This window comes from Tabrizicola flagellatus (genome assembly GCF_046295235.1).
Lineage (GTDB): Bacteria > Pseudomonadota > Alphaproteobacteria > Rhodobacterales > Rhodobacteraceae > Tabrizicola > Tabrizicola flagellata_A.
Map to the genome: position 1 here is coordinate 44,825 of NZ_JBKBLV010000009.1, position 14,373 is coordinate 59,197.

The following is a 14,373-nucleotide window of genomic DNA, read 5'->3' on the forward strand; positions in this document are numbered from 1 at the left end:
ATACTCCCCGCGACGTTCTTAAGTCTTGTTATTATTGGCTGATTTTACAGCCATGCAGCTTGTGGTTGCTGACTTCCCGTCAAGTCTTTCCGATTCTCGGACTTCTATCAATCCCGATTTGACGCGCGATTCCAGACCGTTCATTGGGCAGAATGACCGAACCTTGCGTCACTTTGCCAGATATTGACATGTTTCGGACCGGACGACAGGTTGGCTACCACATCTAGACCCAGCAAGGGAAAACACGATGACACCGCTGACGCCGCGTCAGATTCTGGATCGGCTGGTCAGCTTTCCGACCGTCAGTCGCGAATCAAACCTTGCGCTGGTCGACTGGCTTGAGGGCTACCTGACCGGGCAGGGGGTGAAATGCTTCCGCCACTGGAACGAGGACCGGCAGAAGGCGGCGCTGGTCGCGCATGCCGGGCCCTGGGTCGAGGGGGCGGTGGTGCTGTCGGGCCATTCCGACGTGGTGCCGGTTGACGGTCAGGTGTGGACCTCGGACCCCTGGACGGTCGTGGAACGCGACGGGCGGCTCTACGGGCGCGGGACCTGCGACATGAAGGGCTTCGTCGCGCTGGCGGTCTGGGCGGTGGTCGAGGCGCAGGCGCGGGGTCTTGCACGTCCCCTGCAACTGGCGCTGTCCTATGACGAGGAGGTGGGCTGCACCGGCGCCCCGCCGATGATCGAGACGATGCAGGCCGTGGTGCCGAAGGGCGAGATCGCGCTGATCGGCGAACCCTCGCGGATGAAGGTCATCACCGGGCACAAGGGCGGCACGGGCTACGCGGTGCATGTGAAGGGGTATGAGGTGCATTCCTCGCTTCTGCCCGAGGGGGTGTCCGCGATCATGGAGGGCGCGCGGCTGATCCAGTGGGTGAACGACCGCAATGACGCGATCCAGGCCCGGACCCCGGGGCCGGTCGCCGCGCGGTTCCATCCTCCCTTCACCACGCTGCATGTCGGGCGCATCCAGGGCGGCACGGCGGACAACATCACGGCGGCAGACTGCCGCTTTGCCGTAGAAATGCGCTGCGTGCCGGATGACGACATCGAGGCCCACGCCAGCGCGTTCCGTGACGCTGCGATGGAACTGGACCGGGCGCTGAAGGCCAGGCGGCCCGAGGCGGGGGTGCATCTGTCCAAGTTCTTCGACGTCTCGCCCCTGCGGCCCGAAGTGGACGGGGCGGCGGAGGCTCTGGCCCGCGCGCTGACCGGAGACAATGCGACGGGCGTCGTGTCCTATGGCACCGAGGCCGGGCAGTTCCAGGATGCGGGCTATTCGGCGGTGGTGGCCGGGCCCGGCGACATCGCCCAGGCGCATCAGGCCGACGAATACCTCGAGGTCAGCGAGTTCGAGGCCGGCCAGCGGTTCATGGAACGGCTTCTGGAGCGCTGCGCATGAGCTTTCCGATCTCCGAAGCCTCGCCGGTCCGGTTCAACGCGCCCTTGCCCGCGCGGGCGGATGTGGTCGTGGTGGGGGGCGGCGTCATCGGGGTGATGACAGCCTGGTTCCTCGCCGAACGGGGCCTGTCGGTCGTGGTCTGCGAAAAGGGCCGGATCGCGGGCGAGCAATCGGGCCGCAACTGGGGCTGGGTGCGCCAGCAGGGCAGGGACCCGGGCGAGTTGCCGATCATGGTGGAAAGCCTGTCGATCTGGAAACGGCTTGCGGCCGAGATGGGCGACGGCCTCGGGTTCCGCCAGACCGGTGTCCTGTATCTCGCGAAGACGGAACGCGAGATCGCGGGCTTCGAAGCCTGGACCGAACATTCCCGCGCGCATCAGCTGGACACGCGCCTTCTGACCGCCGCCGAGACGATGGCGATGCTGAAGGGGGCGGTCGCGCCGTGGAAGGGCGCGCTGTGGACGGCCTCGGACGCGCGGGCCGAGCCCTGGGTCGCGGTCCCGGCGCTGGCGGCGGTGGCCGAGGAGAAGGGCGTCGTCATCCGCGAGGCCTGCGCGGTCAGGGGGCTGGAGCTGGCGGCCGGCCGCGTGGCGGGCGTGGTGACGGAAGCGGGCCGCATAGCCTGCGACCATGTCGTCGTGGCCGCCGGGGCCTGGTCGCGGCTGTTCCTCGGGCAGCATGGGATCGCGATTCCGCAGCTGTCGGTGCTGGCCTCGGTCGCGGCGACCGAACCGATGCCGGAGATTTTCCCGGGCAATGCGGCGGACGACGACTTTGCCTTCCGGCGCCGGGCGGACGGGGGCTATTCGATCGCGCCTGGTGCGCGGCACGACTTCTTCATCGGCAGGGACGCCTTCCGCAGCTTCGGCGTCTATCTGCCTGTGCTGAAAAAGGATTTCCGGTCCACGAATTTCCGGCTTGCCGCCCCGAAGGGCTTCCCCGACGCCTGGGGCACGCCGCGACGCTGGGCGATGGACCGGGTAAGCCCCTTCGAACGCCAGCGCATCCTGAACCCCGCGCCGAACATGGGCACCTTGGCCGAGGTGCAGGACAGTTTCGCGAGGGCCTTCCCCTCGCTGGGCCGACCAAAGCTGAAGGCGGCCTGGGCGGGAATGATCGACAGCCTGCCAGACGTGGTGCCCGTTGTGGACCACGCGCCGATCCCGGGCCTGACCATCGCCACGGGGATGAGCGGGCACGGCTTCGGCATCGGGCCGGGCATGGGGCGCGTTGTGGCGGACCTGGTGACGGGGCGGCCCGTGGGCCATGACCTGAATCGCTTCCGCCTGTCGCGGTTCGCGGACGGCAGCCGGATCGAGCCGGGGCCGAGCCTCTAGACGACGGTCGCCGGATAGCCCGCCGCCTCCAGTGCCCTGAGCAGCTCGGCGGTTGGCGCCGGGCCGGAGACATCGACCGTGCGGGTGGCAAGATCGACCTTGACCTCGCCCGCCTGCGGGACTGCGGCCAGGGCGGTCTCGATGGCAGCTTTGCAGTGGCCGCAGCTCATGTCGGGAACGGAAAATGTGGTCATGGACAGGTCCTCTCTGCCTTGCATAGGTGCGCAGCCGGCCCGTCGCGTCAAGGGCCAGAATCGAAGCTGCGACATCCCTGCCGATCTGCCGCGAAATTCGCCGAATCAGGTTTCCAAACCGCTTTAAATCACTTAAATGGGCTTAATGTTTGCGGTAACAGCGCGTTTCGACCCGCCGTCCCCGAATGCCCGCTTGACCGCCGTCCCGCGGCGCTTAGGCTTCCCAGGGAGTAGACCTTGCTGGATAGACCCGTGACCGACCTGAGCGTGACCCCGAACCTCTTGCAGGCCGACATCCTGCGCCACCTGACCTTCACGGTGGGCAAGGATGCCCCGCATGCCAGCGTGCATGACTGGCGCATGGCGCTGAGCCACGCGATCCGCGACCGGATTGTCGAACCCTGGTTCGCCTCGACCCGCCGCACCTGGGCCGAGGACCGCAAGCGCGTCTACTACCTGTCGATGGAATTCCTGATCGGGCGCCTCCTCGAGGACGCGACGATCAACCTTGGCCTTTACGATGCGGCGAACGAGGCGATGGCGGCGGTGGGCGTGGACCTGCGTGCGGTGATCGACGACGAGCCCGACGCGGCGCTGGGGAACGGGGGGCTCGGGCGGCTCGCGGCCTGTTTCATGGAGTCGATGGCGACGCTGGGCTGCCCGGCCTATGGCTACGGCATCCGCTATGAACACGGCCTGTTCCGCCAGCATTTCGACCACGGCCGCCAGATCGAGACGCCGGAGAACTGGCTCGCGCAGGCGCACCCTTGGGAATTCGCCCGGCCGGAAAGCAGTTACACCGTGGGCTTCAAGGGCCATGTCGAAAGCCGCGACGGCCGCGAGATCTGGTATCCGCAGGAAACCGTGACGGCCGAGGCCTTCGATACTCCGGTCATCGGCTGGCAGGGCAAGTGGGCCAACACGCTGCGGCTCTGGGGGGCGAAGGGGACGACGAACTTCGACCTCGAACGCTTCAACCGGGGCGATTACACGGCGGCGGCCGAACCCGAGACGCTGGCGCGGACCCTGTCCCGGGTGCTTTACCCCGACGACACCACCTACCAGGGCAAGGAGTTGCGGCTGAAGCAGGAATTCTTCCTGACCTCTGCCGCGTTGCAGGACATCCTGCGCCGCTATCTCGCCAACCATTCCGACCTGCGCGCCTTGCCGCGGCATGTGGCGATCCAGATGAACGACACGCATCCGGCCATCGCCGGGCCGGAGCTGATCCGGCTTCTGTCGGACGACCACGGGCTGCCCTTCGACGAGGCGCTGACCATCGCGCGGGCCTGCCTCGGCTACACCAACCACACGCTCTTGCCCGAGGCACTGGAACGCTGGGCGACCTACACGTTCGGCACCGTCCTGCCGCGCCACATGCAGATCGTGGAGCGGATCGACAGCTGGCACCGCCGCGCCTATCCGAACCGTCCGCATTATGTGGGCATCGTCAAGCACCAGGAAGTGCGGATGGGCGAGCTTGCCTTCATCATGAGCCATAAGGTCAACGGCGTCTCGGCGCTGCACGCCGAGCTGGTGAAGAAGACCCTGTTCCCGGAACTGAACGGACTGCATCCGGGTCGGATCATCAACCAGACGAACGGCGTCACCCCGCGCCGTTGGCTGCGGATGGCGAACCGGCCCCTGTCGGCGCTGATTACCGAGACGATCGGCGCGGGCTGGGAGGCAGACCTCGACCGCCTGCGCGAACTGGAGCCGCATGTCGCCGACAAGGGCTTCCGCGACCGGTTCGCCGCTGCCAAGCGCCAGAACAAGGTGGCGCTGTCGAACTGGATCGGCCGCGAGATGGGGGTCCAGGTCTCGCCCGACGCGCTCTTCGACGTGCAGGTCAAGCGCATCCACGAATACAAGCGTCAGCTTCTGAACATTCTGGAGACAATCGCGCACTGGCACCGGCTACGCTCGGACCCGAAGGGACCTTGGGTGCCGCGGGTGAAGATCTTCGGCGGCAAGGCCGCGCCCGGCTATGTGGTGGCAAAGGAAATAATCCGCCTTATCAATGACGTGGCCGAGGTTGTTAACAACGACCCGGTGACCGGCGATCTGCTGAAGATCGTCTATCCGCCGAACTACAACGTGACGATGGCCGAACGGGTGATCCCGGCTGCCGACCTGTCCGAGCAGATCTCGACCGCCGGAAAAGAGGCCTCGGGCACCGGCAACATGAAGTTCATGATGAACGGCGCCCCGACCATCGGCACGCTGGACGGGGCGAACGTGGAAATCCTGCAGGAAGTGGGGGCCGAGAACTTCTTCCTCTTCGGGCTGACGGCCGAGGAGGTCCAGAAGCGGCGCGAAGACCCCGAGCATGCGAAGAAGGCGATCGAGGCCAGCCAGCCCCTGATGGATGTCCTCCAGATGATCGCCGAGGGCCGTTTCTCGCCCGACGAACCGGGGCGCTATCACGGCCTGGTCCATGGCATGTGGCATTCGGACTACTTCCTCGTGGCCTCGGATTTCGCGGCCTATCACGCGGCCCAGGGTGAGGTGGACAGGGCCTATCTGGATCCGGACCGTTGGTGGCGGATGGCGGCGCTGAACACGGCGCGGAGCGGGTTCTTCTCCTCTGACCGGACGATCCGCAGCTACATGGCAGAGATCTGGCAGACGACATCGGCGCTTTAGGCGCTCCGGCAGGCTTTCGGGGAGGAGAGCATGGCTGAGACGACACTCGACAGAGGCGCGGCCGAGGCCATTGCCGGGGGCTGGCATGGCGATCCCTTCGGGGTTCTCGGGCCGCACAAGGTGGCGAAGGGCTGGGAGGTCCGAGCCTTCGTGCCGGGGGCGGAGCGGCTGTGGGTTCTGTCCGGTAAGACCGAGGTCGAGGCGGTGCCCTATCCGGGACTGCCGGGGCTGTTCACGCATCAGATGGCGCGGAAGACCAACTACAGGTTCCGCGCGGAAGGCCATGGCAACACATGGGAATTCGAGGACGCCTATCGCTTTGGCCCGGTGCTGGGCGAAATGGACGAATACCTTCTGGGCGAAGGGAGTCACCGGCGGCTCTGGCAGGCGCTCGGCGCGCATGTGATGACGCACGAGGGCGTGGAAGGCGTGCATTTCGCGGTCTGGGCGCCGAATGCGGAACGGGTCTCGGTCGTGGGCGACTTCAACGTCTGGGACGGACGCCGGAACCCGATGCGGCGGCGCGGCGGGACCGGGGTCTGGGAAATCTTCATGCCCGGCCTGACCGAGGGCACCGCCTACAAGTACGAGATCAAGGGGCCGGGCGGCGCGGTGATGCCGCTGAAGGCCGATCCGGTGGGATTCGGGTCTGAACATCCGCCGGCAAATGCCTCTGTCGTCAGGACAATTCGTGGCGACTGGCATGACGGTTCCTGGATGGAAACCCGCGCGGCACGGCACACCATCGATGCGCCGATCATCATTTACGAGGTGCATCTGGGATCCTGGCGCCGCGCGCCCGGCGACCGGATGCTGAGCTACCTCGAACTGGCCGAGCAGCTGGTGGAGTACGCGGCCGACATGGGTTTCACCCATATCGAATGCCTGCCGGTCAGTGAATACCCCTTCGACGGGTCCTGGGGCTATCAGCCGGTGGGCCTGTTCGCTCCGACGATCCGGCATGGCACGCCGTCCGAGTTCCGCGCCTTCGTCGATGCGGCGCATCGCAAGGGGCTGGGGGTCATTCTCGACTGGGTGCCCGGGCATTTCCCGACCGATGCGCATGGCCTTGGCCGCTTCGACGGCACCGCGCTTTACGAACACCAGGACCCGCGCGAGGGGTTCCACCAGGACTGGAACACGCTGATCTACAACTACGGCCGGGTCGAGGTGAAGAACTACCTTGTCTCCAACGCCTTGTACTGGCTGGAGGAGTACCACGTCGACGGGTTGCGGGTCGATGCCGTGGCCTCGATGCTCTACCGCGACTATTCGCGCAAGCACGGCGAGTGGATCCCGAACAAGGACGGTGGTCGCGAGAATTACGAGGCGATCGACGTCCTGCGCAGCATGAACATCACCGCCTACGGGGAATGCCCCGGCATCATGACGGTGGCCGAGGAATCGACGGCCTTTCCCGGCGTGTCACGGCCGGCGAACTGGGGCGGCCTGGGGTTCGGCTTCAAGTGGAACATGGGCTGGATGAACGACACCCTCAGCTACATGCAGAAGGACCCGATCTACCGGAAATACCACCATCACCAGATGACCTTCGGCCTGGTCTATGCCTGGTCGGAAAACTACATCCTGCCGATCTCCCACGACGAGGTGGTGCACGGCAAGGGCAGCATGCTGGCCAAGATGCCGGGCAACGGCTGGGAGAAGTTCGCCAACCTGCGGGCCTATTACGGCTTCATGTGGGCGCATCCGGGCAAGAAGCTTCTGTTCATGGGGCAGGAGTTCGCGCAAGGGGCCGAGTGGAATCACAACCAGAGCCTCGACTGGCATCAGCTTGATATCGCTGAACATCGTGGCATGCAGCGGCTGGTGCGCGACCTGAACCGGATCTACCGCGAGACGCGCGCGCTGCATGTGAACGACACGCGGCCCGAGGGATTCGCGTGGATAGAATCGAACGATGCCGAAGCCGGGGTCTATGCCTGGGTGCGCAAGGGCAACGACGCCGACAAGCCGGTCGTGGCCGTCGTCAACATGACGCCTCTGGAGCGGACCTATCGCCTGGGCCTGCCCGCAGCGGGCAAATGGAACGAGATCCTGAACACCGATGCGGAAATCTACGGCGGGGGCAACCGCGGCAACCTGGGAGGGGTCGCCACGGAAAAGACGCCCTGGCACGGCCAGACGCAGTCGGCGCTTGTCACGCTGCCGCCGTTGTCGGCAGTCTATCTGCAACAGGACTGAAACTCAGGCGGCAAGGACCGCCCATCCGGGGAGGGATGCGATGAAACCGAGACCGAACCAGCGGCTTTCCTCACAGGCGATGGCCTTCGTCCTGGCGGGGGGGCGCGGCAGCCGGCTGAAGGAACTGACCGACCGGCGCGCGAAGCCTGCGGTCTATTTCGGCGGCAAGACCCGGATCATCGACTTCGCGCTGTCGAACGCGCTGAACTCGGGCATCCGCAAGATGGCGATAGCGACGCAGTACAAGGCGCACAGTCTGATCCGGCATTGCCAGCGCGGCTGGAACTTCTTCCGGGCCGAGCGCAACGAATATCTGGACATCCTTCCCGCAAGCCAGCGGATGGATGAGGTGAACTGGTATCGCGGCACGGCGGACGCCATCGCGCAGAACATCGACATCATCGACAGCTACGGCGTGAAGTATGTGATCGTCCTGGCCGGCGACCACATCTACAAGATGGATTACGAGGTGATGCTGCGCCAGCATGTCGAGGCCGGGGCGGATGTGACGATCGGCTGCCTGACCGTGCCGCGCAAGGAGGCCTCGGCCTTCGGGGTGATGCATGTGGACAAGTCCATGCGGATCACCGATTTCCTGGAAAAGCCGAAGGACCCTCCTGCCATCCCGGGCGACCCCGATCATGCTCTTGCCAGCATGGGGATCTACGTCTTCGACTGGGCCTTCCTGCGCGACCTCCTGATCCGCGACATGCAGGACGACAATTCGACACATGACTTCGGCTTCGATCTGATCCCGAACATCGTCAAGAACGGAAAGGCAGTCGCGCACAAGTTCGCGGACAGCTGCGTGACTTCGGGCCTGGAGACCGAACCCTACTGGCGCGACGTGGGAACGATCGACGCCTTCTGGCAGGCCAACATCGACCTGACCGATTTCGTCCCGAAGCTGGACCTTTACGACAACGCCTGGCCGATCTGGACCTATGCCGAGATCGTGCCGCCAGCCAAGTTCATCCATGACGAAGACGGCAGGCGTGGCAGCGCGGTGTCCTCGCTGGTCTCGGGCGATTGCATCGTGTCCGGCTCGGCGGTGTCGAACAGCCTCTTGTTCACCGGCTGCCGGACGCACAGCTATTCGACGCTGGAATATGTCGTCGCCCTGCCGCAGGTGGTGGTCAACCGCAAGGCCCAGCTGAAGAACTGCGTGATCGACCGCGGCGTCGTCATTCCCGAGGGCCTGGTGGTCGGCGAGGATCCCGAGGAGGATGCGAAGTGGTTCCGCCGGTCCGAGGGCGGGATCGTGCTGATTACCCAGGACATGCTGGACGCCCGAGCCAGGGCGCTTGGCTGAAGGCTGGACGCGGCGCACAAGCCCGGTTAACTTCGGTCGGGAAGCTCTTGAAAGGCAAGGGAAATGGGCGGACGTGTCCTGTCGGTGGCCTCGGAATGCGTCCCGCTGGTGAAAACCGGCGGGCTGGCGGACGTGGTGGGTGCCTTGCCATCCGCCCTTGCCGCGACCGGCTGGGAGATGCGGGTGCTGCTGCCCGCTTACCGCGCGCTCCGCGCGAGGGCCGCGGATTGGTCCGTGGTCTGGCAGGAGCCGGATCTCTGGGGCGGCCCCGGTCGTGTCCTGGCCGGAGAGGTGGCGGGCGTGCCGCTGCTGCTTCTCGATGCGCCCCATCTCTATGACCGCGAGGGCGGGCCCTATTCCGCGCCAACAGGCGACCACCCCGACAACGCCGTGCGTTTTGCCGCGCTGTCCTGGGTCGGCGCCCGCATCGCGCGCGAGGGGCTGACAGACTGGAAGCCCGACATCCTGCACGCGCATGACTGGCAGGCCGGTCTCGCGCCCGCCTATCTGGCCTATCACGGCACGGGCGGGGTCAAGTCCGTGATGACCGTGCACAACATCGCCTTTCAGGGCTGGGCTCCGGCGCACATGCTGGGTGTCCTCCGCCTGCCGGGTCATGCCTTCCACCCCGAGGCGCTGGAATACTATGGCGGCATCTCCAGCCTGAAGGCGGGGCTGGTGACGGCGGACTGGATCACCACCGTCTCGCCGACCTATGCGGCAGAACTGATGCGGCCGGAGTTCGGGATGGGCCTGCAGGGCGTGATCGCGGCGCGCGGGCCGGTCGTCTCGGGCATCCTGAACGGGGTCGATACCGCGCTTTGGGATCCCGGCTCCGAGGATCCGCCCTTCGGGCCGAAGGCGATGGCCGGCAAGGCCGCGGCGCGGGCGAAGATCTGCGCTGAATTCGGGCTCGAGGTTCCGGGGCCGCTCGCCATCGTCGTCAGCCGGCTGACCGACCAGAAGGGGATCGACCTTCTGCCCGAGGTCGTGCCGGATTTCGTGCTTGGCGGTGGCGGGCTGATCGTGCTCGGCTCGGGCGATGCGGGACTGGAGGGGGCAATGCGCCATCTGGCCGACCGCTTCCCCGGCCGGGTAGCCACGCGGATCGGCTATGACGAGGCGCTGAGCCATCGTCTGTTCGCGGGGGCGGATGCCGTTCTGGTGCCCTCGCGCTTCGAGCCCTGCGGTCTGACGCAGATGTATGGGTTGCGCTATGGCGCGCTGCCGGTCGTCTCGCTGGTCGGCGGGCTGGCCGATACCGTGATCGGCGCCAGCCCGGCCGCGCTGGCCAAGCCGGTTGCCACCGGGATCACCTTTCATCCCGTCGATGCGCTGGCCTTCGGCCGGGCGCTGGCGCAACTGGTGGAGCTTTACCGCCAGCCGAAGCTGTGGGCAAAGCTGCGGGCCAATGCCATGGCGCAGCCGGTCGGCTGGGAAGCCTCGGCCCGGGCCTATGCCGGGCTATACGAAAGGCTTGCCGCGTGACACCGCAGACCGTCTCGCCGCCCGCGCGGCTTCAGGGGCATGCCGTTGCGCCCGGCCGGCCCTGGCCGATGGGGGCAAGCCTGACGGGCGACGGCGTCAACTTCGCGGTCTTTTCCGCCCATGCCGAGCGGATCGAACTGTGCCTCTTCACCGCCGATGGCCGCAAGGAACTGGCGCGGCTGCCGATCACCGAGCGCGACGGCGACATCTGGCATATCGAGGTCTGCGGGCTGACGGTCGGCGCGGTCTACGGCTTTCGCGCCTACGGGCCTTATGCCCCCGATCAGGGCCACCGCTTCAATCCGCACAAGCTGCTCTTGGACCCCTATGCCCGCGCGTTGGAGGGGCGGCTGAAGTGGTCCGACGCGCTGATGGGCTACAAGATCGGCTCGCCGCGCGGCGACCTCAGCTTCGACACCCGCGACAGCGCCTTTGCCGTGCCCAAGGCCGTGGTGACCGATCCCTCCTTCACCTGGGGCAACGACCAGCCGCCGCGCACGCCGCGCTGCGAGACGCTGATCTACGAGGCGCATGTCAAGTCGATGACCGCGCTGCATCCTGGGGTGGACAAGGGCCTGCGTGGCACCTACTTGGGCCTGTCGTGCGACCCGGTGATCGACCATCTCCAGAAGCTCGGCGTCACCGCGATCGAACTTCTGCCGGTGCAGTCCTTCATCGACGACCGCTTCCTGGTCTCCCGCGGCCTGCGCAACCACTGGGGCTACAACACGCTGTGTTTCTTCGCCCCCGAGCCCCGCTACATGAGCCAGGGCGCGCTGTGGGAAGTGCAGACCATGGTGCGCCGCTTCCACGCGGCAGGGATCGAGGTGATCCTCGACGTGGTCTACAACCATACGGCAGAAGGCGACGAATGGGGCCCGACGCTCAGCTACCGGGGGCTCGACAATGCCAGCTATTATCGCCTGGCCGGTGGCGGGCGGCACTATGTCAACGACGCTGGCACGGGCAACACGCTGAACCTGACCCATCCGATGGTGCTGCGGATGGTGATGGACAGCTTGCGCTACTGGGTCGAGGCCGTGCACGTCGATGGCTTCCGCTTCGACCTTGCCACCACGCTGGGGCGCGAGGCGCATGGTTTTGACCCGAACGGCGGCTTCTTCGACGCGATCCGCCAGGATCCGGTCCTTTCCCGCGTCAAGCTGATCGCCGAGCCCTGGGACCTCGGCCCGGGCGGCTATCAGCTCGGGGCCTATCCGCACCCGTTCCACGAGTGGAACGACCGTTTCCGCGATGGGGTGCGGCGGTTCTGGAAGGGGGATGCGGGGCTGACCCGCGACCTTGCCGCGCGGCTATTGGGCAGCGCCGAACGCTTCGACCACTCGGGGCGCGCGGCCACATCCTCGATCAACTATGTCACCAGCCATGACGGTTTCACGCTGGAGGATCTGGTCAGCTACACCGTCAAGCGCAACTTCGCCAATGGCGAGGACAACCGCGACGGCCACCACGAGAACCATTCCGACAACCTGGGTGTCGAGGGCCCGACGAAAGACGCCAATGTCCTGGCCGCCCGCACCCTGCGCAAACGCAACCTTCTTGCCACGCTGTTCCTGTCGCAGGGTGTGCCGATGCTGCTGGCCGGCGACGAGATCGGCCACAGCCAGGGCGGCAACAACAACGCCTATGCCCAGGACAACGAGATCTCGTGGCTGGACTGGACGAAAGCCGATGCCGACTTTCTGACGTTCGTCCGGCGGCTTTCCGCCCTGCGTCGGGCGCTGCCAGTCCTGCGCCAGCGCCGCTTCCTGCACGCGCGCCCGCGCCTGTCGGACGGGCTGCCGGACGTGATCTGGCGCCGGGCGAACGGCACCGTGCCGCAGTCCGAGGAATGGCATGACCCGGCCTTCCGGTGCCTATGCGTCGAACTGCGGATGCAGGCCGAGGGCGGCGACCCGAACCCCGAGGCGGTCTTTGCCGTGTTCAACACCGGCGCCGCCACCCCCCTGCATCTGCCGGAAACCGCGCACGCCTGGCACCTCCTGCTCGACACCACCCGCCCCGACCTGCCCGAAGAGGGTATTCCGGCCGCCGATTTTGCCGAGGCGCCGGCCCAGTCCGTGCTGCTCTTCCGATCCGTGACCCAGCCTGCCAAGGGATGATCGCCATGACCCAGATCGCAACCGTCGCCACTCAGCCGATCCCGGGGCAGAAGCCCGGCACCAGCGGATTGCGCAAGAAGACCCCGGTCTTCATGGGGCGGCACTACCTGGAAAACTTCGTACAGTCGATCTTCGACGTGGTGGGGGCAGGTGGCAAGACCTTCGTCCTGGGTGGCGACGGGCGCTATTTCAACGACCGCGCGGCGCAGGTGATCCTGCGGATGGCGGCGGCCAATGGCGCGGCGCGGGTGATCGTGGGGCAGGGGGCGATCCTGTCGACTCCGGCCGCCAGCCACCTGATCCGGCTGAACAGGACGGATGGTGGCATCATCATGTCGGCCAGCCACAACCCCGGCGGGCCGAACGAGGATTTCGGCGTGAAATTCAATATGCCGAACGGCGGCCCTGCGCCCGAAGGCGTGACCGAGGTGATGTACAAGCGGACGACCGAGATCACCGAATACAGGGTGCTGGAGGCACAGGACGTCGATCTTTCCCGGGTCGGGCGGCACCGGCTGGGCGAGATGATCGTCGATGTGGTCGATCCCGTGGCCGACTACGCCGCGCTGATGGAGACGCTCTTTGACTTCCCCGCGATCCGCGCCATGTTCGCGGGCGGCTTCCGCATGCGGATGGATTCGATGTGCGCCGTCACCGGCCCCTATGCCGTCGAAATCCTGGAAAACCGCCTCGGCGCGCCGAAGGGGACCTGCGTCAACGCGACCCCTCTGCCGGACTTCGGCGGCATGCACCCCGATCCCAACCCGACCTGGGCCAAGGCGCTGATGGACGAAATGTTCGGCCCCTCGGCGCCCGATTTCGGCGCCGCCTCGGACGGCGACGGGGATCGCAACATGGTGGTGGGGCGCGGTATCTATGTCTCGCCCTCGGACAGCCTCGCGGTGCTGGCCGCGAATGCCCATCTGGCGTCGGGCTATGCAAAGGGCCTTGCGGGCGTGGCGCGGTCGATGCCGACCTCTGCCGCAGCGGACCGGGTGGCCGATGCACTGGGGATCGGGAAGTTCGAGACCCCAACGGGCTGGAAGTTCTTCGGCAACCTGCTGGACGCAGGCCGCGCCACGATCTGCGGGGAAGAAAGCTTCGGCACCGGCTCGGACCATGTGCGGGAAAAGGACGGGCTCTGGGCGATCCTTCTGTGGCTGAACATCCTCGCGGTGCGCAAGCAGTCGGTGGCCGAGATCCTGCGCGAGCACTGGGCGAAATACGGCCGCAACTACTACAGCCGCCACGATTTCGAGGCGATCGAGTCTGCCAAGGCCGATGCGATGATGGCCGCGCTGCGCGGGTCGCTGGCCGGTCTTCCTGGGCGGCAGGTCGAAGGGATGACCATCCGCACCGCAGACGACTTTGCCTATACCGATCCGGTCGATGGCTCGGTCAGCCAGAAGCAGGGCGTCCGGGTGCTGTTCGAGGATGGCAGCCGGATCGTCTACCGGCTATCGGGAACGGGCACCGAGGGCGCGACGCTACGGGTCTATCTGGAGCGCTATGCGGCGGGCCCCGGGGGCCTTGACCTCGACGCGCAAGAGGCGCTCGCCCCTGTGATCCGGGCAGCGCATGCGCTGGCGGGTATCGCGGCCCATACCGGGCGGACGGCCCCTGATGTCGTGACTTGACGAGGCTGCGGCGTTTCCTGACCTTCAGG

At 66.5% G+C, this 14,373-nt stretch carries 9 protein-coding genes; 8 read left to right on the forward strand and 1 reads right to left on the reverse strand.

Annotated elements, in window-relative coordinates; translation table 11 throughout:
• Positions 1 to 247 precede the first annotated feature (247 nt).
• Both argE and ACK4IU_RS05430 read left to right on the forward strand, forming a co-directional pair.
• Entirely contained in the window at positions 248 to 1,405 is a 1,158-nt protein-coding gene (argE, locus tag ACK4IU_RS05425) for an acetylornithine deacetylase (RefSeq protein ID WP_409732432.1), read from the forward strand.
• Positions 1,402 to 2,742: an NAD(P)/FAD-dependent oxidoreductase gene (locus ACK4IU_RS05430; RefSeq protein WP_409732434.1), complete on the forward strand. Its 1,341-nt coding sequence runs from the start codon at positions 1,402 to 1,404 to the stop codon at positions 2,740 to 2,742. The genes argE and ACK4IU_RS05430 overlap by 4 nt, the downstream gene beginning before the upstream one ends.
• On the opposite strand, the gene ACK4IU_RS05435 is transcribed toward ACK4IU_RS05430, so the two are convergent.
• Positions 2,739 to 2,936: a heavy-metal-associated domain-containing protein gene (locus tag ACK4IU_RS05435; protein ID WP_409732436.1), complete on the reverse strand. Its 198-nt coding sequence runs from the start codon at positions 2,934 to 2,936 to the stop codon at positions 2,739 to 2,741. The genes ACK4IU_RS05430 and ACK4IU_RS05435 overlap by 4 nt on opposite strands.
• 252 nt (positions 2,937 to 3,188) lie before the next feature.
• On the opposite strand from ACK4IU_RS05435, the gene ACK4IU_RS05440 reads away from it, so the two are divergent.
• The 6 genes from ACK4IU_RS05440 (at position 3,189) to ACK4IU_RS05465 (ending at position 14,344) form a co-directional block, all read left to right on the forward strand.
• On the forward strand, positions 3,189 to 5,582 hold the full coding sequence (locus ACK4IU_RS05440) for a glycogen/starch/alpha-glucan phosphorylase (RefSeq protein ID WP_409732438.1): 2,394 nt from the start codon (positions 3,189 to 3,191) through the stop codon (positions 5,580 to 5,582).
• A gap of 30 nt (positions 5,583 to 5,612) precedes the next feature.
• Complete coding sequence (gene glgB, locus ACK4IU_RS05445) at positions 5,613 to 7,784, forward strand: 1,4-alpha-glucan branching protein GlgB (RefSeq protein ID WP_409732440.1); 2,172 nt, start codon at positions 5,613 to 5,615, stop codon at positions 7,782 to 7,784.
• Between the two features lie 40 nt (positions 7,785 to 7,824).
• Positions 7,825 to 9,096 (forward strand): glucose-1-phosphate adenylyltransferase, encoded by a 1,272-nt coding sequence (glgC, locus tag ACK4IU_RS05450; protein ID WP_409732444.1) that lies wholly within the window; start codon positions 7,825 to 7,827, stop codon positions 9,094 to 9,096.
• A 63-nt stretch (positions 9,097 to 9,159) separates the two neighbouring features.
• Positions 9,160 to 10,584, forward strand: a complete 1,425-nt coding sequence (glgA, locus tag ACK4IU_RS05455) for a glycogen synthase GlgA (RefSeq protein WP_409732446.1) — start codon at positions 9,160 to 9,162, stop codon at positions 10,582 to 10,584.
• Positions 10,581 to 12,707: a glycogen debranching protein GlgX gene (gene glgX / locus ACK4IU_RS05460; RefSeq protein WP_409732448.1), complete on the forward strand. Its 2,127-nt coding sequence runs from the start codon at positions 10,581 to 10,583 to the stop codon at positions 12,705 to 12,707. Before glgA ends, glgX begins: the two co-directional genes overlap by 4 nt.
• Before the next feature lie 5 nt (positions 12,708 to 12,712).
• Positions 12,713 to 14,344, forward strand: a complete 1,632-nt coding sequence (locus ACK4IU_RS05465) for an alpha-D-glucose phosphate-specific phosphoglucomutase (RefSeq protein ID WP_409732451.1) — start codon at positions 12,713 to 12,715, stop codon at positions 14,342 to 14,344.
• Positions 14,345 to 14,373: the final 29 nt, after the last annotated feature.

What these genes read in the sequence shown, in the direction of transcription:
- argE (WP_409732432.1), top strand. Translation starts at nt 248, where the DNA reads ATGACACCGCTGACGCCGCGTCAGATTCTGGATCGGCTGGTCAGCTTT.
- ACK4IU_RS05430 (WP_409732434.1), top strand. Translation starts at nt 1,402, where the DNA reads ATGAGCTTTCCGATCTCCGAAGCCTCGCCGGTCCGGTTCAACGCGCCC.
- ACK4IU_RS05435 (WP_409732436.1), bottom strand. Translation starts at nt 2,936, where the DNA reads ATGACCACATTTTCCGTTCCCGACATGAGCTGCGGCCACTGCAAAGCT.
- glgB (WP_409732440.1), top strand. Translation starts at nt 5,613, where the DNA reads ATGGCTGAGACGACACTCGACAGAGGCGCGGCCGAGGCCATTGCCGGG.
- glgC (WP_409732444.1), top strand. Translation starts at nt 7,825, where the DNA reads ATGAAACCGAGACCGAACCAGCGGCTTTCCTCACAGGCGATGGCCTTC.
- glgA (WP_409732446.1), top strand. Translation starts at nt 9,160, where the DNA reads ATGGGCGGACGTGTCCTGTCGGTGGCCTCGGAATGCGTCCCGCTGGTG.
- ACK4IU_RS05465 (WP_409732451.1), top strand. Translation starts at nt 12,713, where the DNA reads ATGACCCAGATCGCAACCGTCGCCACTCAGCCGATCCCGGGGCAGAAG.